This is a genomic window from Reichenbachiella agarivorans (assembly GCF_025502585.1).
In the GTDB taxonomy this organism is placed as follows: Bacteria; Bacteroidota; Bacteroidia; order Cytophagales; family Cyclobacteriaceae; genus Reichenbachiella; species Reichenbachiella agarivorans.
Map to the genome: position 1 here is coordinate 2,218,004 of NZ_CP106679.1, position 22,342 is coordinate 2,240,345.

A 22,342-nucleotide genomic window follows, 5' to 3' on the forward strand; every position below is an offset into this window, starting at 1 on the left:
AAAGTATCTTTAAGCGATGATTGAAATGTCTGACCGAGAATTTATGCAGCGTGCTTTTGACCTAGCACTAAAGGGGCTAGGCCATGTGAGTCCCAATCCTGTAGTAGGCTGTGTGATTGTGCATGAGGGGCGCATCATAGGCGAAGGCTGGCATCAAAAATACGGAAAAGCACACGCAGAAGTCAATGCTATCAAGAGTGTAGAGGATCAATCACTGTTACCTAAGAGCACGGTCTATGTGACACTAGAACCTTGTGCGCATCATGGTAAAACACCCCCTTGTGTAGACCTTCTTGTCAAACATAAAGTCAAAAAAGTCATCATCGCCAACGAAGACCCTTTTCCATTGGTGAATGGAGGAGGAATTGCGAGATTGAAACAGGCAGGTATTGAAGTAGAGGTAGGCTTACTGGCAGATGTGGGACTAGAGTTGAATAGACGTTTTTTCAAGGCCATCACGACCAATCTGCCCTATGTGATTTTGAAATGGGCGCAAACAGCAAATGGCTTTGTGGCTAGAGAAAATTTTGATTCCAAATGGATCAGTAATGACTCTTCTAGGAAATTGGTCCATAAATGGAGAGCCGAGGAAGACGCCATTTTAGTGGGGAAGAATACCGTGAAGTTTGACAATCCAACCCTGAATGTCCGAGATTGGGAAGGAACCGATCCTTTGCGGGTGTACATCGACCGAAACCTGGAATTGGTGGATGAATACAATATCAAGGATGGTTCTATACCTACCATATGCTACAATACGATTCGGTCATCACACGATGGTCATCTGGAGTTTGTAAAGATTGAGGAAGATAGCTTTGTATTGGGCATCCTAATGGACTTGTATCAGCACAATATCCAATCAGTAATCATAGAAGGAGGGAGCACTGTGTTACGTGAGTTTATCCAAGCCAAACTTTGGGATGAAGCGAGAGTATTTGTTTCTCAAAAAACTTTTGAATCAGGCATATCTGCACCACGATTGATAGGCAATCAAATAGACTCGCAGGAGCTCGAAGGAGATGAATTGACCATTTTTCGTCCATATTAATACTAGGTTAATTAATCACAATTGTCTTTGGCTGGTTGGGTATTATACTATCTTACAGCTGAAGCAATGGCGATGTAGCCGTTGCACTACGCAAAAAACTAAAACATGGCGCAACAAGAAGACCTAGACTTTACTTACACCACCATCGACAAGATATTTCGTCTGAGCATGGGCGAAACGGGAGATTACAGTGGTGCCAAATACGATGGAGACTTCTCCATGTCACTTGAAGAAGCTCAAAAGGCCAAGCATAAGTTTATTGCGGATAGTTTAAATATTAAGGAGGGTAGCAAGGTCTTGGATATGGCCTGTGGCTGGGCACCATTCACCCGCTACATCGTCAAGGAAAGAGGAGCAACCAGTTTGGGGCTCACCCTTTCTCAAGGACAGGCTGATGCTTGCCAGAAGAATGGGTTCAATGTCATCGTAAGAGATTGTAGAACGGTCACTCCGGCTGACTATGGGACTTTTGATGCGATCACCTGTATTGGTGGATTGGAGCATTTTTGCTCAGTAGAAGAGTGGAGAGCGGGAAAGCAAGAAGAAGTCTATAAGAATTTCTTCAAAGTCCTTTATGATTTATTGCCTGTAGGGGGACGATACTATATGCAGACGATGACTTTTAGCAAAAACATGCTCCCTTTTGAGGAAATTGATATCAATGCTGAAAAGGGGTCAGCTTCACACGTGTTGGCTTTGATGATTAAGGAGTTTCCAGGTTCATGGTTGCCATACGGTCCAGAGATGGTAATAGATTGTGCCAAGCCACATTTCAAATTGATCTCACAAAGCAGTGGCCGATTGGATTACATCGAGACGATTGGTCAATGGAGAAAGAAATTCAGAAAGTTCAACTTAAAGAAATATTGGCTGTACCTATCATTAGTTCCAAAGCTATTGACCAACAAGGAATTTAGGCACCAGGTAGCTGTATTCAAAGTAAGTCCCAACCGTGTGTGCTTCGAACAGGAAATCATGGATCACTACCGATTGGTTTTTGAGAAGATTTAATTCTAAATCTGCTGTTGACTAGCTCTTGTGATACTGTTTTTCCTTTTTTCGAATAGGTGTATAAAAAATGCTCAGCACTTCTGCTGAGCATTTTTTATGTAAACACTGTCTCTAGTTGTTAACCTAAATTATTCAATTCAAGGATCTGCCTGCCGAACAGGCATGTTAAACGTTAATTGACAATAAGTTATTAAGCTTGATCAATAGGTTATCTCATATCCGCGGCTACTGTAAAGAAGCCATTTTGGCTGTAGTACAATCCAACCATTTTTACAGGTAATGATAACCCTAATAACTTATTAACTTTTGCATTTGCTCAATCAAAATGCAGGTTTAATATCCAGTATTTTGATTGAGACCTGGGTATAGATCTACATCTCTTTGGTATTTAGGAAACAAATAGTCTTTAGCTTCCCAAGCTTGTGTCTCCAATCCATTTGGTCCAAAAGACTCAGACATCAAGTCTCTTCGGATGATATCATACCATCTTTTGAACTCAAAGGCCAGTTCTAATCGGCGTTCCTCAAGGATGTTTTCAAGAGTAACATCTGCAATAGTCCAATCAGCAGGTACAGTTCGTGGTGTTCCATCTGCTGCTCTCGCTCTTGCTCTGATCTGGTTGACATAACCCATCGCTTCACTTGCGTTTCCCAGCTCCAAAGCAGCTTCTGCAGCGATTAGCAGTACTTCTGCATACCTCATGGCTACATAGTTCGTTTCAGAATCTCTAAAGTTAGGTCCAGCTGGAGCTCCAGTGAGTGCTGTCGCACGGAAATATTTAGCTATATGGGGACGTGCCACATTTTGAGAGATATTACCCCATTGAGTAAAATCATAATCTTCATCTCCCAGATAGGTAATGACTGTATCCAAGCTCACAGCTTTTCTGTAATCATTTGGCCAAGTATTATAAACTTTTATACTTGGTACCAATACACTCCACCCAAAAGAAGTATTGTATGTATTTTCAAATCGCTCATCACCTCTTGGACCAGTAACAGCAGTAATTTGATCAGTAGAGATAAGGGATCCTCCTAACTCCCCTGAAATGCCATTGGCATCATTGCCAGTGTTATTCATCTCAAACAAAATTTCACTCCCTCCATCTGTTTGGCCAAATAAATTGGCAAAATCAGATTCTAGGTTATAGCCACCATTGTCGATTACATTTTTAGCCTCATCATAGGCATTTTGCCAATCACCTCGTGTGAGATAGACGGATGCTAAAAATCCAGAAGCAGTACCTTGGCTTGGTCGGGTTTTATTGGACAGCATGCTAGGTAGCCATGTTTTGGCAAACGTGAAATCTGCTATTATACTGGCATAGACCTCGTCTACAGAAGATTCTGTAACTACAAAAGTATCTTCTTGCCCAGCTGGAGCAGTCAAGGTCAACGGAATCTTACCAAATAACCTTACAAAATGATAATGCATCAAACCTCTCAAGAAACGAGCCTCAGCAACAACCTCATTAATTTTTTCTTGACTAGACCCTGTTACATTTTTCCCCCCATCATTGATGATTGTATTCACAGAATCAATTAAATAATAGCCTTTAGGCCAAAAAATATCGACCAAAAGATTATCTTCACCCATTCTCATCCCATCACATGCTTTTCGATATGATGCTGTACTAGGATCACCAATAGCAACCATATCGCTCCTGATCATGAGTGCAAGAGTTAATTTGCGCCCATATAGATTCTCATGCGCTAAAATCTTAAAATTCCAATCAACGACAGCCTCCAGTTCTTCTATTGTAGAAAATTGAATCTCAATAACCTCCACTTCTTTAGTGATCTCATGGCTCTCATTGTGGGCATTATAGGTCGTCAAGGTTACGACATATTTTCCTGATGATGGAAAATCAAAAACTGGATTTTGTTCTGTAGACACGTCTGTATCTATATCAGCAATCCCAAAATCCCATTCCCACTTTACAGCAGTTCCTCCAGTACTTTCATCTGTAAAGGTTACAGTCTGATATGTAGAACTAGAAGTCCCTCCTGCAAATGAAAAGTCAGCAATAGGGTGATCTATTTCTTGGGCAATTATAATCTCTTTGGTTATTTCATCCTCTTCGCCCTCATCATTAGTGACACGCAGAGTTACCTTATACACGCCGTCTGATTCAGGAAAGTCATAATTAGGATTTTGTTCAGTCGATATATCGGTCTGTATATTGGGTACACCAAAATCCCAAGTCCAAGCAACTGCTTTGCCACCTGTACTCTCATCAATGAATGAAGCTTTAAAATAGTCAGAAGAGGTTGTGCCGGTTTGGTATGAGAATGCTGCGATAGGCTCTGCAGTAGTATTCTTGCTAGAATCATCATCCCCACACGACGAGAGATAGAAAGCGGTCAAACCCATCATTAAAAAGAAGTTGTACTTCCTAATGAGGTAATAAATTTTCATAGTAATCATAACAGCTTATAATAGTTGATTGAAAAAATAAGTATAGTTCAAATAGTCTGATAATATAGGGAATAAACACGTATAATAATCCATCAAAATGGCATATATGTTGGATTATTTTTAATTACAATCAATACCTCAATATATCGTCTAATCCCTGTTTCAACTCCTGCAATTGATCTTTGTTGATGTCACCAATTTTATGTTGCAGTCTTTCTTTGGAGACAGATCGAATATGAAAGAGGAGGACTTCCGAAGGTTCCTTTAAATTGTTGATATTGTTGGGAGTAAGTACGATGTTTCCTTTGTAGTTCTTAATCTTGGTCGTGAGAGGACAGACAATCACTACATTGAGATACTTGTTGAGTAAATCCCCACTGAGTATTACAGCGGGTCTTCTTCCAGATTGTTCACTTCCCTTTACTGGATTGAGATACAGCTCCCATATTTCACCTTGTTTCATCCGTATCGCTTACTTGTGTCATGTATTCTGCCATGCCTTCTTCAGCAATCATCATGATGTCTTGATCGTTACCTGCCAGCTTATAGGAAGAGACATATTCTGCACGGTTTAATTGATCGAGATAAATATTCAATGCCTTTTCGATCAATTTGTTTTTAGGCATTTTGAGTTTGGCAGCCGTGTCATTGAGACGCTGTAGCAATTGATCAGGAAGAGAAGAGGTGAATGTCGTCATGATTTTGTTTATTTACAATATGTAAATATAAAATATATTTTCGATATAAAAATGTTATTTAGCAATGGGTATAAAAAAAGCCTTGACTCTTTCGAATCAAGGCTTTTGTGGTAGTTTATGAGTTTGTAATTAGCTTCCGCATCCTACGCATTCGAAGTTAGAGTTTGCTTCTCCTTCTTTGTCGTTGGCAGGGATTGCCACTACTTCTTTTTCTTTAGTTACCGTGAATTTGATGGCATCAGTTGCAGCTTTAGTTCTCAAGTAGTACATACCAGTTTTGAGGCCTTTTTCCCATGCATAGAAGTGCATAGAAGTCATTTTACCAAAGTTTGGTTCTTGTAAGTGAATGTTCAAACTCTGACTTTGACAAATAAAGGCACCACGATCTGCAGACATATCTATGATAGCTTTTTGAGAGATTTCCCACACAGTCTTGTAGATGTCTTTGATTTTTTGTGGAATCTCAGCGATACTTTGTACTGAGCCATTGGCAGCCATGATTCTGTTTTTCATGCTGTCATTCCATAGACCTAACTCGATCAAGTCACTCATCAAGTGTTTGTTTACCACAGCAAACTCCCCTGACAATACCCTTCTCAAGTACATGTTTGACGTATAAGGCTCAAAACACTCATTGTTTCCAAGAATCTGAGAGGTAGATGCGGTAGGCATAGGAGCCAATAGCAGAGAGTTTCTTACACCATGCTTTTTCACTTCCTGCTTCAAGCTTGTCCAGTCCCATCTGTTGGTAGGAGTGACATTCCACATATCAAATTGGAAAATACCTTTTGATACAGGAGATCCTTTGAATGTTTCATAAGCACCATCTACTTTGGCTAAATCTTTAGATGCAGTCATGGCTGCAAAGTAGATTGTTTCGAATATCTCACTGTTCAATCTTCTCGCTTCTGGAGAATCAAATGACATTCTCAACTTGATGAAGGTATCCGCCAAACCTTGTACACCTATTCCTATAGGTCGGTGTCTCATGTTTGAGTTTTTAGCTTCAGGTACTGGGTAGTAATTGACATCAATTACTTTGTTCAAGTTTTTGGTGATCACATAGGTGATGTCATACAGCTTTTGATGATCAAACTCGCCTTCTGAGTTGATGTACATTGGTAGCGCAATAGACGCTAGGTTACAAACCGCCACTTCGTCTGGAGAAGTGTACTCGATGATCTCAGTACATAGGTTACTAGATTTAATAGTACCTAGGTTTTTCTGATTTGATTTTTTGTTGGCAGCATCCTTAAACAACATGTAAGGAGTACCAGTTTCTATCTGAGACTCTAGGATTTCGAACCATAGGTCTTGTGCCTTGATGGTTTTTCTTCCTTTGCCTTCTGATTCGTATTTGGTGTATAGTTTCTCGAACTCATCTCCATAAGTATCTGCGAGACCTGGACATTCGTGAGGGCACATCAGTGTCCAATCTCCATTTTCCTTTACTCTCTGCATGAATAAGTCTGGAGTCCAAAGTGCATAGAACAAATCTCTAGCTCTTAACTCTTCCTTGCCGTGGTTCTTTTTTAAATCCAAGAATTCGAAAATATCAGCATGCCATGGTTCCAAGTATATAGCGAAACTTCCTTTTCTCTTTCCCCCACCTTGGTCTACATATCTAGCTGTCATATCAAAGTTTCTTAGCATCGGTACGATACCATTTGATACGCCGTTGGTGCCTTTGATATAAGATCCCGTCGCTCTTACATTGTGAATGCTCAATCCAATTCCCCCTGCTGATTGAGATATTTTTGCCGTTTGTTTCAGTGTATCATAGATACCATCAATACTATCATCTTTCATCGTTAGCAAAAAGCAAGATGACAATTGAGGTTTTGGTGTTCCTGCGTTGAACAGGGTAGGTGTAGCGTGCGTGAACCACTTTTCAGAAAGAAGGTTATACGTTTCTATCGCCGACTGTATATCTTCTTTGTGAATACCTACTGCTACTCTCATGAGCATGTGTTGTGGTCTTTCTACAATGTGACCATCCAGTTTCATGAGGTAAGATCTCTCCAGAGTCTTGAATCCAAAATAATCGTACCCGAAATCTCTATCATAAATGATAGAGGAATCTAGCAACGCTGCGTTTTCTTTGATGATACCATATACATCCTTGGCCAAGAGAGACGCATTTTCTCCAGTTTTAGGGTCTATATAAGTATAGAGTCTTTTCATGGTGTTTGAAAAAGACTTGCTTGTTGTCTTGTGTAGGTTAGATATAGCGATTCTGGCAGCAAGCTTGGCGAAATCCGGGTGGATAGTCGTCATAGATGCAGCAGTTTCGGCAGCTAGGTTGTCTAACTCTACGGTGGTTACTCCGTCATAGATACCATTGATCACCTTTTTGGCGATATCAATAGGCTCAATGAATGAGGTGTTGAGGCCGTAGCATAATTTTTCAATTCTTGCCGTCACCTTGTCGAATTTCACGGATTCGCGGCGACCATCTCTTTTAAGTACTAACATAGGGCGATAGGGAAAAGGGGTTAACTAATTTTATTAAAAGTCCTCGTCTAAGCTGAACTTAGGCGAATCATCATTGTTTTCACTGTTCATTACACCAGCTTTCTGGTATTCTGCTACTCTTTTTTCAAAGAAGTTGGTTTTACCCTGAAGTGAGATCATTTCCATGAAATCAAATGGGTTACTCGCATTGTATATTTTGGGGCAGTTCAGCTCCAAAAGAAGCCTGTCTGCTACAAATTCGATGTATTCACACATCAAATCTGCATTCATACCGATCAGCTTCACAGGAATCGCGTCTGTGACAAATTCCTTTTCTATTTCTACAGCATCTCCGATGATCTGTTGAACTGTTTCGATAGATAGCTTATTTACCAAATGGTCATTGTATAGTAAACAAGCAAAATCACAGTGCAATCCTTCGTCTCTTGAGATCAATTCATTAGAAAAAGTAAGACCAGGCATCAAGCCTCTCTTCTTTAACCAGAAAATAGAACAAAAACTACCAGAGAAGAATATGCCCTCTACGGCAGCAAATGCAATGAGTCTTTCGGCAAACGATCCATTGTCGATCCATCTCAATGCCCAATCTGCTTTCTTCTTTACGCACGGTATAGTGTCGACAGCATGAAAGAGTTTATCTTTCTCCTTATTGTCTTTTACGTAAGTATCTATTAATAAAGAGTAAGTTTCTGAATGAATGTTCTCAATGGCTATTTGAAAGCCGTAAAAAAACTTGGCTTCAGTGTACTGTACTTCGGATACGAAATTCTCCGCGAGATTCTCGTTGACTATACCATCACTGGCTGCAAAGAAAGCTAAAACATGAGTAATAAAGTGCCTTTCTCCGTCAGTTAAATTTCTCCAATCTTTTAAATCTTGACTGAGGTCGATTTCTTCTGCAGTCCAGAAGCTAGCCTCGGCTTTCTTGTAGTATTGCCAGATGTCATTTTTCTCTATTGGAAACAAGACAAATCTGTCTTTGTTTTCTCTTAGGATTGGTTCGATTTCAGTGTTTGGATTTGTCATTATCTATTTTCTTGCAATCATTTTGTTGGTTCTCCAGATACTTTGTCCAGTAGATAAAAATACAAAACAAACCACTGCCGACTGCTGGACAAGTCGAAAGTAATCATTTGGTAGTGTAGTATTTTCTATTGGATTACTTGATTCAGTAGGTATGAGTAGTCCTTTGAACAAGTAGTACAAATATGAAAAAAACCACTCAAAAAATCAATTTCAAAAAGTACGTAGTGGGCTTAAGGTAGACTAGTTCTAAATTGTCGTTTAACTTGCTGAAATACAAACTAATATTAGTGATTAATGAATTAGAACTTCATCTTATATGGAGCGTTTTGGAGGGTGAAAAAAGGATAAAAAAATTTATTTTTTTTATCCACATAGAAATGCAAGTAGAATGGTTTGATAAAAGATATTAAAATGTTAGTTTTGCAGTCCGAATTTTTATAAGGTATATTTTAATAATATTATGTACGCAATAGTAGATATAGCAGGAAAGCAGTTCAAAGTAACGCAAGACCAGTTCGTTTATACTCCAAGGTTGGAGGGCGAAGAGGGCGCTTCCGTAGAGTTTGACAATGTGTTGTTGGTGGAAGCCGATGGCAAAGTCAACGTAGGTACTCCAAGCATCAAGGGGGCCAAAGTAACAGGTAAGATTCTTTCTCATTTGAAAGACGACAAAGTGCTCGTTTTCAAAAAGAAAAGAAGAAAAGGTTACAAAAAGAAGAATGGTCACAGACAGGCCATGACAAAAGTTTTGATTGAGACGATTAAATAATAAAATACCATGGCACATAAGAAAGGAGCAGGTAGTTCTAAAAACGGAAGAGAGTCGCATAGTAAACGACTAGGTGTAAAAATCTTTGGAGGTGAAAAAATCATAGCTGGTAACATCATCATCAGACAAAGAGGAACAAAACATCATCCTGGCGTGAATGTAGGTATCGGTAAAGATCACACATTGTTCGCATTGACTGATGGTGTAGTAGAATTTAAAAAAGGAAGACAAAACAGATCTTACGTATCTGTGGTTTCTTTGTAAGAGATATTCAAGTTTGTTCTTGAAAAAAGGCCGATCAATACATTGATCGGCCTTTTCTCGTTGTATTAAAAAATGTTGACATTGTCTATTCTTCCAATTTTTTGAAACTGAATTCTCTGAGGAACTTTTGAGCCTCGTGGAGGTTTTGGAATTCGTAATTTTTTATTTCCCCTTCGTTGCTGTGTAGTGCTACTTTTACAAGTATTACTTTTTTGGCACCAGTCAAATCTATGAATTGTGTTTTTTCGGTCACATGAAAATCATCTTCGTTTTTCTCAGTAGATAATTTGACAGTTTTTCGTTTGATGCGTTTACAGTAGGAGCATTTGTAGTGTTTGATCAACTCCCCTTCGTGATCTGCACTGGCTTCTTTGGAGATTTCTTCCTTCTCTAGTTTGAGAGTTTGGAATCCACAGCGATCACATTCCAAAGCACTGAGTCGTCCTTCATATTTTTCTATACGCGTGTCACCTGTCTCTGTATCTATCCATACATCGTAATCCACCGAGAAGACATCCTCTTCTGCTTGCATTCCTTCATCCAGATAGGCATCTTCCTCTTCTTCACTGAGGAGTTTCATTTCATTCCCATTTTTGGAATTTACTCTAGGTGTGTATCTGTAGATTTTTAGTTTTTTGGCTTGCACACTTGGGTAATAGTAGGTGAGCATCAACTTGGCGACATAGGCGTACAATACACCAAAACACATGGAAATGAAAAGTCGGATAAAGAACCAAACAAAACTGAGCAATACAGTCTCTTGCTTGTAAGTGTTGCATATAAAAAAGACACCTATCCCGATTGCGATATGAGTTGCGAATAGGTATTTGTATTCATACTTACTGACAAAATCATATTTCGCTTTCAGTTCTGATTTGCTGGCAAGCCTTATTCTATAAAAAGTATATATAAGGACACCTAGTACAACCGCCGAAGGTGCGAGTACGTACATGGTACTTTGCCATTCTGTTATAAAATTGACTAATTCTTCACTCATGCTTGATGTATTTAAAAGTTGATGGTATTCTTTACTAGCAGTAATTTCTAATAAATATATCAGAGAATGCGTTATTGTATAGTCAATGTGGAGAAAAAGTAACGGAAGTATATGATAAAGGCACGCTTTTTGAAAAGTTGGTCATGATTAGGCTGGGTTAGACCTTTGGAATAATTCATAATCACTTAGATTTGAATAAGGATAAGTCACCTGATCAACTCATTTCTTTTCGTTGGGATAATTTATGGTAGGTACATTATTGAAATAATGCAATTGGAATTTTAAATGAACAAAGCTTCTCTTTTTTTTGTGATAGGTATGATGATCCTACAGTCTTGTCTCAAGATAGAAAGTACCAATAGCCATGATCGGATGGAAGACCTGCAAGATCAAACCGTAGTAGTAGTAGAAGCTGAAAAACAAGAACCTAAGAAATTTACGTCTCTTTTGGGAGCGACTTTGGAAATCCCCACATTGGATAAATGGATCAAGATAAAAAGAGAAAATCAATTGGAGGATGCCTACAATGATTACTTGACCTATCCTGATAGTCTGGAAGTGATCAATTGGTACGGGAGAAGGTTGTCGTATCTATATCAGTACAATGAATCTATCGATGTCTATACCAAAGGAATTGAGAAGTTTCCAGAATCATACGAATTGTATCGCCATAGAGGACATCGCTATTTGACTATTCGACAAATAGACAAGGCCATCATGGATTTGGAAAAGGCCGCTTTTTACATCAGGAATGTGCCGACCATTATGGAAATAGATGGCATACCCAATGATCGTAATATCCCAAGGAGCTCAGTACAGTTCAATATATGGTATCACCTCGGGTTGGCATACTATATCCAAGGTAACTTTGACAAGGCTGTTTCATCATACAAGAAATGTATTGCCATAGCTGATAACCATGACATGCTCGTGTCTGTGACGCATTGGCTCTATATGACCTATCGGAAGATCGGGAATATAGATGCTGCAGAAAATCTTTTGCTTCCTATCAAAAAAAGAATGAATGTCATCGAAAACTATCAATATCACCGCTTGTTGCTGATGTACAAGGGACTATTGGATTGTGAGGATTTGTACGACATCACATCTACAGATGATACAATCAATCAATTGACGTTGGGTTATGGTGTGGGTAACTGGTATTACTACAATGGTAAAACAGATGAAGCATTGAAGGTATTCAATAAGATGATGGGAAGCCCATATTGGCAAGCATTCGGCTACCTAGCTGCCGAAATGGAACTTGCCAATCGCTTTGACAATTGAGTACTTAGCCTATCTCGACTTCTAGGTCATTTGATTTGGCGTGACTGACACATAGGAGTACATAACCTTGGTTTTTCTCATCTTCGGTCAGTCCATCTGCATTGCCAGTATCTATGTCTCCTTTGATTCGTTTGGCTCTGCAGGCGGTGCAAAGCCCACTCTGACATGAGTATGGCATGTCTATACCATCATCAAGACCGGCTTCAAGAATCGTTTTGCTAGCAGGTACGGTCAACTGATACTCTGTGCCATCAAGTCGAATCAATACTTGCTTGTCAGACGAATCGCTGCTAGTGTCGGCTGGTGCAACAGTAGGTGTAAAACTCTCCTTATGAATACTTTCCTTTGGTATGTTGAGTGATTCCAAAGTCCCTATGACGATGTTCATCATTGGCTCAGGACCACAGGTCATATATTTGACTTGTGAATAGTTGGTATCTTTGGTTTTTTCTAAAATCTCTTTGATACTGTCTATAGTCATATAGCCAGTATAGCCTTTCCAATCATTAATTGGGTTTTCCAGATAGTGGATTACCTCTAGTTTATCAGGGTGAGCAGATTGAAGTTCTTCTAGTTTGGATTTGAAAATGATAGATTCCAAATCTCTGTTGGCATAGACCAAGGTTACTTTGCTATTTGGTTCTACTTTCAGAATTGTTTTGGTGATAGACATCAATGGAGTGATTCCACTTCCTCCCCCGAATAAGTAAACATGTTTTTTGGCTTCTGGTTTGATTTCTAAAACAAACGAACCCATAGGAGCCATTACCTCGATGTTGTCTCCTGCTTGGAGTGACTCACAGACGTAATTGGACATTTGTCCATCTACGACTCTTTTGACAGTTACAGTAGGTAACTCAGAAAAAGCTGAACTGCTTGACAAGGAATAAGCTCTTCTTATTTTTTTGCCATTGATGGTAGAGATCAAAGTTAAGTACTGACCAGGCTGGTATTGGATAGCACCAGTTGCAGGCTCTTCGAATACGATACTAACGGCATCTTTGGTTTCCCTGACAATCTCCTTGATTTGAAGATGTAGGTTGGTCGAATCTATAGATCCCTTGTTATCTTTTTTCTTTTTGAATAAGCCAAACATATATTGTTGTTATTTATCTACTTGGGCGCAAAAGTAAGAACTAGGTTCGATTATATAAAGGCTAATTTGAAAAACAGGTGTTTTACTATCTCAAGTGATTGTATAAGCACTCATTTGTGAAGTATCTCATGGATTCCATGTAATCAAGATGTTCGTTCATTCTGTGTGACTTCACATTTGTCACAGCCACTTGCACAGCCCTTATTTTGATTGGATCGGAAGAAGAACTTCTTGATGAGAAACCAAAGAGCCAAACCGAAAAGTAAAATTATAATGAGTTCTTGTATCATCTGGAGAGTTACCAATGTCTATTAATAACGTCCAAAAACTCGTCATGGATGCCGCATGCAGCTACTATTTCTCTCTTGAATAGAAAATCATCTCCTCCAGAAAAATTGGTCACTTTGCCTCCTGCTTCTTTTACGATCAAAGCTCCAGCAGCTACATCATAAGAATTGAGATTGTACTCAAAGAAACCTTCGTATCTGCCAATGGCTGTATATACTAGGTCTATTGCCGCACTCCCCATCCTGCGCAATCCGTGCGAGTTTTGCATCAAGTGCATCAGGATGCTGATGTATTTGTCCATCTTCTCAAAATTGTAGTAAGGAAATCCTGTAGCGATGAGGCTGTCAGCCACTCGATGAGTAGAAGATACGACGATTTTTTCATGGTTGCGGAAAGCACCACCTCCTTGATAGGCATGATAACAATCACCTTGACCTATGTCATACACGACCCCTATCAGCAACTCTTCGCCTCTTGCCAAAGCAATGCTGGTCGAATAACAGGGCAGACCATGGATAAAGTTGGTGGTACCGTCGAGCGGGTCTATGATCCATTTCAATTCTTCGTCTCCTTCTTCGACTGTATTTTCTTCGGTAATGAATCCCGCTTCTGGTAGAATCTCCTTCAAAGCAGTGACGATCAGTTTCTCTGCTTCTTTGTCTACATAGGAGACCAGATCGTTTTTGCCTTTCTCTTCTACTTTGGCGTACTCGAAATTCTCACCTTCTTTTTTGATGAAAGCTCCCACTACAATGGACAGTTTGATTACTTCTTCGGTGATATTTTTTAAATTCATTTTCCTGCAATTACAATAACGATCTCACCTTTGATTGTTTTTTCACTGAAGTAGGTAGTGATTTCCTCCAATGTTCCTCTGGCAGTTTCTTCGTGTATTTTGGTCAGTTCTCGGCTGACAGATGCTTGTCGGTCTGCTCCGAAGCATTCTGCGAATTGCCCTAAGGCTTTGAGCAATCTGTGAGGAGATTCATAGAAGACCATGGTTCTGGTTTCGTCTTTGAGCCCCTCTAGTCGGGTTTGGCGACCTTTCTTTTGGGGCAGAAAGCCTTCGAAGACGAAGCGGTCAGATGGGAGTCCTGAGTTGACCAATGCTGGTACAAAGGCTGTCGGACCAGGCAGGCATTCTATCTTGATGTCTCGCTTGATGCACTCACGGACGAGTAAAAAACCTGGGTCACTGATCGCAGGCGTACCCGCATCAGATACCATGGCCATTTTTTGACCCTGCAACATGCTCTCTGCCAATTGCTCGACGGCTTTGTGCTCGTTGAAGATATGGTAGCTTTTGAGTGGCTTTTTGATCTCAAAATGTTTCAAAAGGATGCCCGTGGTGCGTGTGTCTTCTGCAAGGATGACGTCCACAGTCTTCAATGTCTCCAATGCACGCAATGTGATGTCTTGCAGGTTACCGATAGGAGTGGGGACTAAATATAAGGAAGAGTCTAATGTCATTTAATTAGCGAATTGATCGATGGCTTGCGCCAATGCTTTGTCTTTGTCTGTGATGATGTCACCCGCATCGTGTGTACATAGTTGGATGACGACTTTGTTGTACACATTGGACCATTCTGGATGGTGATCCATTTTTTCTGCAACGATAGCGACTTTGGTCATGAAGCCAAACGCCTCTATGAAGTTTTTGAATTTAAATGTCTTGACGAGTTTGTTGTTTTCTTCTGTCCACATGAGTTTTTTATTTATTGTTGAGATTGGGTAGGAATGATACGATTTCAGGGAAAACGATCACCATCACCAATAAAACTACTTGAATAATCACAAAAGGAATGATGCCTCGGTACAATTGGCTGGTTTTGATTTCGGGAGGGGCAACACCTTTCAGATAAAATAACGAGAATCCGAAGGGTGGGGTTAGGAAGGAGGTCTGCAGATTGAGTGCAATCAAAATACCAATCCATACCAAATCAATACCCATGACCGAAAAGATGGGAGCTGCGACAGGGACAATGATGAAGATGATTTCGATGAAGTCAATAAAGAAGCCTGCGACAAATACTACTAACAAGACCACCACAAGGAACATGTTGGGAGATAAGTTGGCTTGGGTGATGGCATCTGCCAAAATTTTGTCTCCTCCCATCGCTCTGAATACCAGCGAAAAAGATGACGCTCCGATCAGGATCATGAAAACCATACAGGTCAGGAAGGTTGTTTCCTTCATGACATTCTTGAGGATGCCAAAGCTCAGTTTCTTTTGAAAGGCAGTCAACCCAATTGCCCCAATAGCTCCTACAGCTGCCGCCTCGGTAGGAGAAGCGACACCCATGAAAATAGAACCTAGTACGAGTGAGATGAGTGAAAAGGGTAGTACAAATGCGTGGACGATTCTTTTGGCACTCCCAGTTCGCCAAAAAACGTCACTTTCTTCTTGAGTGATGGCAGGAGCTACAGAAGGCTTGAAGTGTGCTACTATCAGGATGTACAAAACATACATCACGACCAGTAACAGCCCAGGTATCAGTGCTGCGGTGAACAAATCCCCAACAGACACATTGAGTACGCTACCTAAAAGAACCAATACAACCGATGGTGGGATGATCTGACCTAGTGTGCCTGCTGAGGCAATCGTACCAGTCGCCAGCTCTGGAGAGTAGCCTTTTTTGAGCATCGTGGGTAGGCTGATGAGCCCCATGGTGATGACAGTGGCTCCTACGATTCCTGTCGATGCTGCAAGCATGCCCCCTACGATCACCACTGAGATGGCTAAGCCTCCTCTCAATTTACCGAATAGGTGAGACATGGTTTCTAGGAGGCTTTCGGCCAATCCCGACTTTTCCAGCATGATCCCCATGAAGACAAAGAGCGGAACTGCTACCAACACGAAATTGTGCATCGTTCCAAAAATCCTGAGTGATAGCAAGTAGAAGAAATCTACGTCATAGATAATGAGTCCAGCGATCACCGATAATCCTCCCAGCGTAAACGCCACGGGATAGCCGAAAAGAATTAAAATAAATACTAAAGCAAAAAGCAATAGAGGTAGGTAGTCTAAAATCATTGAGTAGGTTTTGAAATTAGGATTGAGAAAGAGCTGCATAAGATGGATATACCCTGTAGCAACAGTAATCCGGCTCCTATAGGAATGGTGGCTTTGACCAAGAATCGATGGGGGAGACCGCCAGGTTCAGGGCTGGATTCCTGGACGTGCCAAGCATCAGCCACGAAGGACAGGGAAGTGTAAAATACAACCAGACAAAAAGGAACCAGAAATATCAGCGTCCCAAAGAAGTTGACCCACGCTTTGTTTTTTGCTGAAAAGCGTGAGTAAAACAGGTCAACCCTGACATGTTTGTCGTGTTTGAGAGTGTAAGCGCTGCCTAGTAGGAAGAGTACGGCAAACAGATGCCATTCCAGTTCTTGGTTGGCGGAGCTCGTCCAGTTGAGGGCGTATCTCAGCACGACATCTATCCCGATGAGGATGACCAAAATCAGGCTCAGATAGGAAACAGCCTGTCCTGTTTTTTCGGTGAACCGATCTATAATAGCAACCACTGTCTTCATGCTGGAAATTTAGGTAGATTATCACAAAAGCTAGTGGCTTAATTAAAGCAAAAGTGTGTTCGTTTTTTAAGTTCTGTTAGATTGGTACATCGGCAATGACTCCCGAACTATTGACTAGGATCACGGATTCATTAACTATCACTCCTGAACTATTGACTAGGATCACGGATTCATTGACTATCACTCCCGAACTATTGACTAGGATCACGGATTCATTGACTATCACTCCTGAACCATTGACTAGGATCGCGGATTCATTGACTATCACTCCTGAACTATTGACTAGGATCACGGATTCATTGACTATCGCTCCTGAACTATTGACTAGGATCACGGATTCATTGACTATCACTCCTGAACTATTGACTAGGATCACGGATTCATTCAAGTGGAATTGTAGCCTTGTGACAATACAAGAATCTACTTGATTCTTAGGAACTGAGATTGGTTGGCAGCTCTCAAGGAAGGTTGGATGGAGGCTAAGAATGTGATGAGAATGATACTCAGTGCACTAAAAATGAAATCACTAGCAATGATTTTGACTGGATAAGCCAGTACTATTGCACTTTCTACTCCCATGGTGACCAGGCCGAAGGTATCTTGAAGCCAAACTACCACAAACCCCACCAAAAGGCCACTTCCAGCTCCCAAAAAAGCTATAATGGCTCCTTCGATCAAGAATATTTTTCGGATCATTGTGCTGTTGGCTCCCATGGCCAAGAGGAGGCTGATGTCTGCTTTTTTTTCTGTCACCAGCATGGAGAGGGAGAAGAAAATATTGATGGAGGCGATTGCGACGACTAGTGTCAGCGTGATAAATACGAATAGTTTTTCGATTTGTAAGGTTTTGTAAAGGTCTTCGTGTTGCTGGTCAGCGTTTTTTACGATGTAATCAGTACCGAGACTTTCTTGCAAGTCATTTTGGATTCTAGTCACTTGACTAGGGTCATCAATTGATATTTCAAGAGCAGTTCTTTTTCCTTTATAATCCAATAATTGTTCTGCAAAAGCCAGCGGGACGAAAATGTAATTGTCGTCATAGTATTGCTCTAGTGCGAAAAAACCTCCAGGAGCGATGATCGATCTGGAATAATAACTAGAAGGATTGAGGCTGCCAGGTTGTACATTTTTGGGATAGTACAGTTCCAGAAAGGTGAATTCATTTCGGATAGATATGCCCATCCTGAACTGGATGCCTCGACCTACGATGGCTTGTGGCCTGCTGTCTTGCTCAAAGGTTAGTTCTCCTTGTGTGATGGCATCTTTCATTCTACCTTCCTCGATGAAGTTGTCGCTCAGTCCTTTGAGTTTGATGATCATCTGAGAGTCATTGTATTTGAGGAGCGCGTTGTCTTCTATGACTTCTGTGATTCCTGATACACCATTGGTAGAGTTGATTTTGAATTTGAGGTCATCAGTGAGCTCAAATGATTTCCCTTGCGCAAGGGTGACTTGTATCGCTGCATCAAACTCCCCGTAGATGGATCGCAGCAAGCCTTCCATTCCGTTGAAGACTGAGAGGACGATGATGAGTGCTGCTGTACCTATCGACACCACCAGCATGGAGATGATGGCGATGATGTTGATAAAATTTTTCTTCTTTTTGGAGAAAAAGTATCGTCGAGATATGAACAGCGGTAGCCTCATTTACTCTTCTGAATCTTCTTTGTCTTCCTTTGGGATATTTAATTTGGATAGGATGCTCTCGATGTGTTGTGCTTGTTCTTGCGTTTCGTCCAATACAAAATGCAATTCTGGTACGATTCTCACTTGTTTTCCGATTCTCAGTCCTAGTGCTTTTCGGATTTCTGGTTTTTTTTCAGCCATCAGTTCCATGAATTGCTGCTGATTTTCGACCATCATCAGTCCTATATATACCTTGGCAAAACTCAGGTCAGGACTGACCTGAACCTCGGTAATGGTAATAAATGCTTTGCCAAACCAGTGTCTAGCATCTCTTTGGAATATATCGCTTAGGTCTTTTTGAATTAACCCTGCATATTTTAATTGTCGTGTACTGCTCATATTTTCCTGCAAATATCCCTATTAATTTAAATTATATTCAATAAAACGGTATTTTCGTTTTTCGATTGACGACAGAAGTAAACCTCTACACAATTGCTCTCTTACTTTAAGGCCAATGATCCATACAGACTGCTCGGTGCATTCTTGTTATTAATCATCATCCGTGTCTCCATTTTGGTGAGTGGAGTTCCACTTATCATTCCTGAACTCAAATGGCTCCTCATTGGCGAACGGTTGGGGAGTGGAGATATGGTTATGTACCGTGATGTGTGGGACTATTCAGCTCCGCTGTCTGTCATGGTGTACAAGTGGCTGGATATTCTGTTTGGTAAATCACGACTGACCTATCAGATTGTGTCTCTGCTCATAGTCGGCTTTCAGGCGGCACTTTTCAATCAACTCATGTTGAAGAACAAGGCATACAACACGAGCTCATATGTGCCTGCATTGATTTATATATTGATGATCAATATGTTTTTCGATTTCCTCACTTTGTCACCGGTGTTGATGAGTATGACATTTATCCTACTGGCATTGAACAACCTATTCAAAAGAATGGACAATCAAACGCAGGATGAGTTGTTCATTTTTACGGGAGTTTACTTGGGGATCGCTACCTTATTTTATCTTCCGTCCATATTTTATGTAGTGGTGACATTGTTGTCTTTGCTTTTGTACACTGGATCGATCTTTCGTAGGATTGCATTGTTGATCTATGGGATGCTGATTGTTTTCGTTTTGGCAGGGCTTTATTTCTATTGGAATGATAGTTTCCTTATTTACAACCATCATTTGTTCAAATCGCTTTGGATTGTCAATACCTACAAATTCATAGATGGGCAAAGTATGCTACTGATGATGCTAGTACCTACTGTGATTTTGGTGGTGAGTGTGTACAAGACTTTGAAGCTGGGACGTTTTGTGAATTTTCAAAGCAAGATTCAGAGTGTCATGCTTATGTTCATCATCTCAGGGATTTTGGCATTTTGGATGATCAAAGAAAGGACAACCTATCAGCTCATTTATTTTGTTCCTTCGTTGGCTTTTTTTGTGGCTCATTATTTATTGGTGATTCGAAATTGGATTTTAGCAGAAGCGAATTTTATATTGATATTCACCTTGATTATTTTGAATCATTTGTTTCCTCTCAAGGGCTGGTTGTTTGTCAACAAGCTTGTGTCTTTGGATAATTTGATCGTGGTGCAGAGTGAGTATGCTGCAATAACTGAAGATAAAAACATATTGGTAATCGGAGAGGGGATTCATCATTACCAAAATGCTCACTTGGTGACGCCTTATTTGGATTGGCAGCTCTCCAAAATATTGTTTTCGCATTTAAACTACTACGACAACACTGCGGAGGTCTTTCAGAGCATAAACAAAGAGCTGCCAGAAGTAATCATTGATGAACAGAATATCGTGCCTGAGTTGTTTGGGATGATGCCGACTATCGAATCAAAATACCTCCCTCATGTTCGATTTAAAGGGGTTTATTTATTGAAGGATTAAAACCTAGGTAAAGTATCAATGTTTGGGTTAGCAGGATATTGACTATTTCTTAGAACGTGAAATTTTCTCAGGGTCTTGACTTGTATGAAAAATATCGGTGATGATTACTGTTGCCCTGACAGGGTGGTATTCGTAAATGACTTTATAGTTTGCAATTTTGAGATTTCTGGAATCTTGCCCTATTTCTACCAGCAGAGGTTCTTGCTGTCCTGATTCTGGAAAAACCGTAATTGATCGACTTTATCAAATATGGAGTTGATTAATTTGATAGCTGGGCGGTTGTTTTTTTCTTGGAACGAAATGTAATCATATATTTTATCCAGACACGTCAAAACCTGAGTTCGATTATGTAAAGAAGGCTGTTGATTTACAATAGGACAAAACAAAATGACATTTGATAAAAAGTGCAGAAAAACTCTTCCAGGGCTCTCTCTCCAGCTCATAGACAAAGCGAATTATATGCTAATCCCTTCAAAAAAGCCCTTGAAGGGATATTCAAAATCGAATTCAGTTTCAAAGCAAATGGCGTGACGTAAAAAGCAAGACCTATAAAAAGCAAGAAGGCGCAACATTCGTTGCGCCTTCTTGCTAAAATATCAGTCGGAACTCTTAGTTGCAGCTAATCTTGTCCACTCTGGTTTGGTGTCTGCCACCTTCAAACTCGGTAGTTAGGAATTTGTCCACCATAGCGATAGATTTTTCTAGACTCACAAATCTAGCTGGTAAGCAGATGATGTTGGCGTCATTGTGTAGTCGGATGAGTTCTGCTACTTCTACCTCCCAGCATAGCCCTGCTCTGATTCCTTGATGTTTATTGGCAGTGATAGCTACCCCATTGGCACTGCCACAGATCAAGATACCAAAATCTGTTTTCTTCTCTTCAATAGATTGTGCTAGTGGGTGCACATGATCTGGATAGTCAACAGAGCTAGGAGAGTGTGGGCCAAAATCCTCAACCTCATACCCTTGCGCTTGTAGATGTTTCACTATTTCGTTTTTGTATTCAAATCCGGCATGATCACCGCCTATTCCTATTTTCATGTTCTTGATTTTAATCTACTAGTAATTCTTTTTGTCTTTTTTTGTAGGCTCTTTTGGATACCATGATACTGATTTGATACAATCCTATCAATGGAATCGCGATCAAAACTTGGCTGAATGGATCTGGAGGAGTCAACAATGCACCCAAAAAGAAAATCGCTACTATGCCATGTCTACGATAGGCTACCATGAGTTGAGGTGTGATGATTCCTGCTTTGGTAAGGAATAAAATCACCATGGGCAATTGAAACAAGAGTCCACAGGCTAATACCAAGGTCGTCACCGTAGATACATAGGATACGATATCAAATTCATTGAGGATCGTTGGGTCCAATTGGTAGTTGGCGAGGAAGTTGATACTCAATGGGGTCAATATCAAGTAGCCAAACAGAATGCCGATCAGGAACAATACGCTGACCCAAAAAACCGCACCATTGGCGACTTTTCTCTCATTGACATAGAGACCTGGGCTGACGAACCGCCATATTTCCCAAAATACATAAGGAAAGGCTACTGCAATCCCTACTGCAAAAGACGAAGCAATGTGCATCGTAAACTGACCCGTCATCTGCCTGCTTTGGATGATAAAAGGAAGCGTATCGATACAGAGTGCCTGAGTATCCAGTAGATTGGATAATTGGCACAACCATTGGTAAGTCCAAAAATCAGTTTTGGAAGGCCCAAGTATAATCATCCCAAAGACTATTTCTTTGGATAGAAAGGCTACTATAGTAAAAACAGCAATCGCTACAAATGCTCTGATGATATGCCATCTCAGCTCTTCCAAATGGTCGAGAAAAGTCATTTCTTCTTGACCATCTGGATGGATTTGATCCATTGGGAGTTTCTTCAT

Annotated in this window: 23 protein-coding genes; 6 read left to right on the forward strand and 17 right to left on the reverse strand. The window is 40.4% G+C overall.

Translation table 11 applies throughout. The features are described 5' to 3' along the window. Positions 1-25: 25 nt before the first annotated feature. Both ribD and N6H18_RS09215 read left to right on the forward strand, forming a co-directional pair. Positions 26-1,048, forward strand: coding sequence for a bifunctional diaminohydroxyphosphoribosylaminopyrimidine deaminase/5-amino-6-(5-phosphoribosylamino)uracil reductase RibD (ribD, locus tag N6H18_RS09210; RefSeq protein WP_262311547.1), 1,023 nt, complete (start codon positions 26-28; stop codon positions 1,046-1,048). A gap of 105 nt (positions 1,049-1,153) precedes the next feature. After that, positions 1,154-2,059, forward strand: a complete 906-nt coding sequence (locus tag N6H18_RS09215; protein ID WP_262311548.1) for a class I SAM-dependent methyltransferase — start codon at positions 1,154-1,156, stop codon at positions 2,057-2,059. Positions 2,060-2,392: 333 nt separating this feature from the next. Here N6H18_RS09215 and N6H18_RS09220 read toward each other — a convergent pair whose 3' ends face one another. The 5 genes from N6H18_RS09220 to N6H18_RS09240 all read right to left on the reverse strand — a co-directional run bounded on the left by N6H18_RS09220 (position 2,393) and on the right by N6H18_RS09240 (position 8,676). Continuing rightward, positions 2,393-4,477 carry a RagB/SusD family nutrient uptake outer membrane protein gene (locus tag N6H18_RS09220; RefSeq protein ID WP_262311549.1) on the reverse strand — a complete coding sequence of 695 codons (2,085 nt, stop codon included), beginning with the start codon at positions 4,475-4,477 and terminating at the stop codon, positions 2,393-2,395. Between the two features lie 130 nt (positions 4,478-4,607). Next, a complete protein-coding gene (locus N6H18_RS09225; RefSeq protein ID WP_262311550.1) occupies positions 4,608-4,940 on the reverse strand; it encodes a type II toxin-antitoxin system PemK/MazF family toxin in 333 nt (110 codons plus the stop codon). Next, positions 4,927-5,175, reverse strand: a complete 249-nt coding sequence (locus N6H18_RS09230; RefSeq protein WP_262311551.1) for a ribbon-helix-helix domain-containing protein — start codon at positions 5,173-5,175, stop codon at positions 4,927-4,929. The genes N6H18_RS09225 and N6H18_RS09230 overlap by 14 nt, the downstream gene beginning before the upstream one ends. Before the next feature lie 129 nt (positions 5,176-5,304). Further along, entirely contained in the window at positions 5,305-7,650 is a 2,346-nt protein-coding gene (locus N6H18_RS09235; RefSeq protein ID WP_262311552.1) for a ribonucleoside-diphosphate reductase subunit alpha, read from the reverse strand. A 33-nt stretch (positions 7,651-7,683) separates the two neighbouring features. Next, positions 7,684-8,676 carry a ribonucleoside-diphosphate reductase small subunit gene (locus N6H18_RS09240; RefSeq protein WP_262311553.1) on the reverse strand — a complete coding sequence of 331 codons (993 nt, stop codon included), beginning with the start codon at positions 8,674-8,676 and terminating at the stop codon, positions 7,684-7,686. Positions 8,677-9,136: 460 nt separating this feature from the next. On the opposite strand from N6H18_RS09240, the gene rplU reads away from it, so the two are divergent. Both rplU and rpmA read left to right on the forward strand, forming a co-directional pair. Further along, a complete protein-coding gene (rplU, locus tag N6H18_RS09245; RefSeq protein ID WP_262311554.1) occupies positions 9,137-9,445 on the forward strand; it encodes a 50S ribosomal protein L21 in 309 nt (102 codons plus the stop codon). A 9-nt stretch (positions 9,446-9,454) separates the two neighbouring features. Continuing rightward, complete coding sequence (gene rpmA / locus N6H18_RS09250; protein ID WP_262311555.1) at positions 9,455-9,709, forward strand: 50S ribosomal protein L27; 255 nt, start codon at positions 9,455-9,457, stop codon at positions 9,707-9,709. A gap of 85 nt (positions 9,710-9,794) precedes the next feature. Here the strand turns inward: rpmA and N6H18_RS09255 are convergent, their stop codons facing one another. After that, entirely contained in the window at positions 9,795-10,706 is a 912-nt protein-coding gene (locus N6H18_RS09255) for a hypothetical protein (protein ID WP_262311556.1), read from the reverse strand. A 285-nt stretch (positions 10,707-10,991) separates the two neighbouring features. On the opposite strand from N6H18_RS09255, the gene N6H18_RS09260 reads away from it, so the two are divergent. Continuing rightward, complete coding sequence (locus N6H18_RS09260; RefSeq protein ID WP_262311557.1) at positions 10,992-11,993, forward strand: tetratricopeptide repeat protein; 1,002 nt, start codon at positions 10,992-10,994, stop codon at positions 11,991-11,993. A 4-nt stretch (positions 11,994-11,997) separates the two neighbouring features. On the opposite strand, the gene N6H18_RS09265 is transcribed toward N6H18_RS09260, so the two are convergent. The 9 genes from N6H18_RS09265 to rbfA all read right to left on the reverse strand — a co-directional run bounded on the left by N6H18_RS09265 (position 11,998) and on the right by rbfA (position 18,939). Further along, the gene (locus tag N6H18_RS09265) at positions 11,998-13,089 is read right to left on the reverse strand and encodes a ferredoxin--NADP reductase (RefSeq protein WP_262311558.1); all 1,092 of its coding nucleotides are present in this window, start codon (positions 13,087-13,089) and stop codon (positions 11,998-12,000) included. 298 nt (positions 13,090-13,387) lie between these two features. Beyond that, entirely contained in the window at positions 13,388-14,173 is a 786-nt protein-coding gene (locus N6H18_RS09270) for an inositol monophosphatase family protein (protein ID WP_262311559.1), read from the reverse strand. Further along, positions 14,170-14,847, reverse strand: coding sequence for a 16S rRNA (cytidine(1402)-2'-O)-methyltransferase (gene rsmI / locus N6H18_RS09275; RefSeq protein WP_262311560.1), 678 nt, complete (start codon positions 14,845-14,847; stop codon positions 14,170-14,172). The genes N6H18_RS09270 and rsmI overlap by 4 nt, the downstream gene beginning before the upstream one ends. Continuing rightward, positions 14,848-15,081: a 4a-hydroxytetrahydrobiopterin dehydratase gene (locus N6H18_RS09280; RefSeq protein ID WP_262311561.1), complete on the reverse strand. Its 234-nt coding sequence runs from the start codon at positions 15,079-15,081 to the stop codon at positions 14,848-14,850. A gap of 7 nt (positions 15,082-15,088) precedes the next feature. Continuing rightward, complete coding sequence (locus N6H18_RS09285; RefSeq protein WP_262311562.1) at positions 15,089-16,411, reverse strand: TRAP transporter large permease; 1,323 nt, start codon at positions 16,409-16,411, stop codon at positions 15,089-15,091. Further along, on the reverse strand, positions 16,408-16,914 hold the full coding sequence (locus tag N6H18_RS09290; protein WP_262311563.1) for a TRAP transporter small permease subunit: 507 nt from the start codon (positions 16,912-16,914) through the stop codon (positions 16,408-16,410). The genes N6H18_RS09285 and N6H18_RS09290 overlap by 4 nt, the downstream gene beginning before the upstream one ends. A gap of 76 nt (positions 16,915-16,990) precedes the next feature. Then, positions 16,991-17,302, reverse strand: a complete 312-nt coding sequence (locus N6H18_RS09295; protein WP_262311564.1) for a hypothetical protein — start codon at positions 17,300-17,302, stop codon at positions 16,991-16,993. A gap of 32 nt (positions 17,303-17,334) precedes the next feature. Continuing rightward, positions 17,335-18,561, reverse strand: a complete 1,227-nt coding sequence (locus tag N6H18_RS09300) for an ABC transporter permease (protein ID WP_262311565.1) — start codon at positions 18,559-18,561, stop codon at positions 17,335-17,337. Next, complete coding sequence (rbfA, locus tag N6H18_RS09305) at positions 18,562-18,939, reverse strand: 30S ribosome-binding factor RbfA (protein ID WP_262311566.1); 378 nt, start codon at positions 18,937-18,939, stop codon at positions 18,562-18,564. Between the two features lie 93 nt (positions 18,940-19,032). Here rbfA and N6H18_RS09310 point away from each other — a divergent pair, with 93 nt between their 5' ends. Next, positions 19,033-20,448 (forward strand): hypothetical protein, encoded by a 1,416-nt coding sequence (locus N6H18_RS09310; RefSeq protein ID WP_262311567.1) that lies wholly within the window; start codon positions 19,033-19,035, stop codon positions 20,446-20,448. 609 nt (positions 20,449-21,057) lie between these two features. Here N6H18_RS09310 and rpiB read toward each other — a convergent pair. Together rpiB and tatC are read right to left on the reverse strand one after the other, a co-directional pair. Beyond that, the gene (gene rpiB, locus N6H18_RS09315; RefSeq protein WP_262307999.1) at positions 21,058-21,489 is read right to left on the reverse strand and encodes a ribose 5-phosphate isomerase B; all 432 of its coding nucleotides are present in this window, start codon (positions 21,487-21,489) and stop codon (positions 21,058-21,060) included. 10 nt (positions 21,490-21,499) lie between these two features. Beyond that, positions 21,500-22,342, reverse strand: coding sequence for a twin-arginine translocase subunit TatC (gene tatC / locus N6H18_RS09320; RefSeq protein WP_262308000.1), 843 nt, complete (start codon positions 22,340-22,342; stop codon positions 21,500-21,502).

Excerpts from the sequence above, each read along its gene's own strand:
- rpiB (WP_262307999.1), bottom strand. The coding sequence starts at position 21,489 with ATGAAAATAGGAATAGGCGGTGATCATGCCGGATTTGAATACAAAAAC.
- rplU (WP_262311554.1), top strand. The coding sequence starts at position 9,137 with ATGTACGCAATAGTAGATATAGCAGGAAAGCAGTTCAAAGTAACGCAA.
- rsmI (WP_262311560.1), bottom strand. The coding sequence starts at position 14,847 with ATGACATTAGACTCTTCCTTATATTTAGTCCCCACTCCTATCGGTAAC.
- ribD (WP_262311547.1), top strand. The coding sequence starts at position 26 with ATGTCTGACCGAGAATTTATGCAGCGTGCTTTTGACCTAGCACTAAAG.
- N6H18_RS09255 (WP_262311556.1), bottom strand. The coding sequence starts at position 10,706 with ATGAGTGAAGAATTAGTCAATTTTATAACAGAATGGCAAAGTACCATG.
- N6H18_RS09270 (WP_262311559.1), bottom strand. The coding sequence starts at position 14,173 with ATGAATTTAAAAAATATCACCGAAGAAGTAATCAAACTGTCCATTGTA.
- N6H18_RS09280 (WP_262311561.1), bottom strand. The coding sequence starts at position 15,081 with ATGTGGACAGAAGAAAACAACAAACTCGTCAAGACATTTAAATTCAAA.
- rbfA (WP_262311566.1), bottom strand. The coding sequence starts at position 18,939 with ATGAGCAGTACACGACAATTAAAATATGCAGGGTTAATTCAAAAAGAC.
- tatC (WP_262308000.1), bottom strand. The coding sequence starts at position 22,342 with ATGAAGAAACTCCCAATGGATCAAATCCATCCAGATGGTCAAGAAGAA.
- N6H18_RS09220 (WP_262311549.1), bottom strand. The coding sequence starts at position 4,477 with ATGAAAATTTATTACCTCATTAGGAAGTACAACTTCTTTTTAATGATG.
- N6H18_RS09235 (WP_262311552.1), bottom strand. The coding sequence starts at position 7,650 with ATGTTAGTACTTAAAAGAGATGGTCGCCGCGAATCCGTGAAATTCGAC.
- N6H18_RS09260 (WP_262311557.1), top strand. The coding sequence starts at position 10,992 with ATGAACAAAGCTTCTCTTTTTTTTGTGATAGGTATGATGATCCTACAG.
- N6H18_RS09215 (WP_262311548.1), top strand. The coding sequence starts at position 1,154 with ATGGCGCAACAAGAAGACCTAGACTTTACTTACACCACCATCGACAAG.
- rpmA (WP_262311555.1), top strand. The coding sequence starts at position 9,455 with ATGGCACATAAGAAAGGAGCAGGTAGTTCTAAAAACGGAAGAGAGTCG.
- N6H18_RS09285 (WP_262311562.1), bottom strand. The coding sequence starts at position 16,411 with ATGATTTTAGACTACCTACCTCTATTGCTTTTTGCTTTAGTATTTATT.
- N6H18_RS09265 (WP_262311558.1), bottom strand. The coding sequence starts at position 13,089 with ATGTTTGGCTTATTCAAAAAGAAAAAAGATAACAAGGGATCTATAGAT.
- N6H18_RS09300 (WP_262311565.1), bottom strand. The coding sequence starts at position 18,561 with ATGAGGCTACCGCTGTTCATATCTCGACGATACTTTTTCTCCAAAAAG.
- N6H18_RS09230 (WP_262311551.1), bottom strand. The coding sequence starts at position 5,175 with ATGACGACATTCACCTCTTCTCTTCCTGATCAATTGCTACAGCGTCTC.
- N6H18_RS09225 (WP_262311550.1), bottom strand. The coding sequence starts at position 4,940 with ATGAAACAAGGTGAAATATGGGAGCTGTATCTCAATCCAGTAAAGGGA.
- N6H18_RS09240 (WP_262311553.1), bottom strand. The coding sequence starts at position 8,676 with ATGACAAATCCAAACACTGAAATCGAACCAATCCTAAGAGAAAACAAA.
- N6H18_RS09290 (WP_262311563.1), bottom strand. The coding sequence starts at position 16,914 with ATGAAGACAGTGGTTGCTATTATAGATCGGTTCACCGAAAAAACAGGA.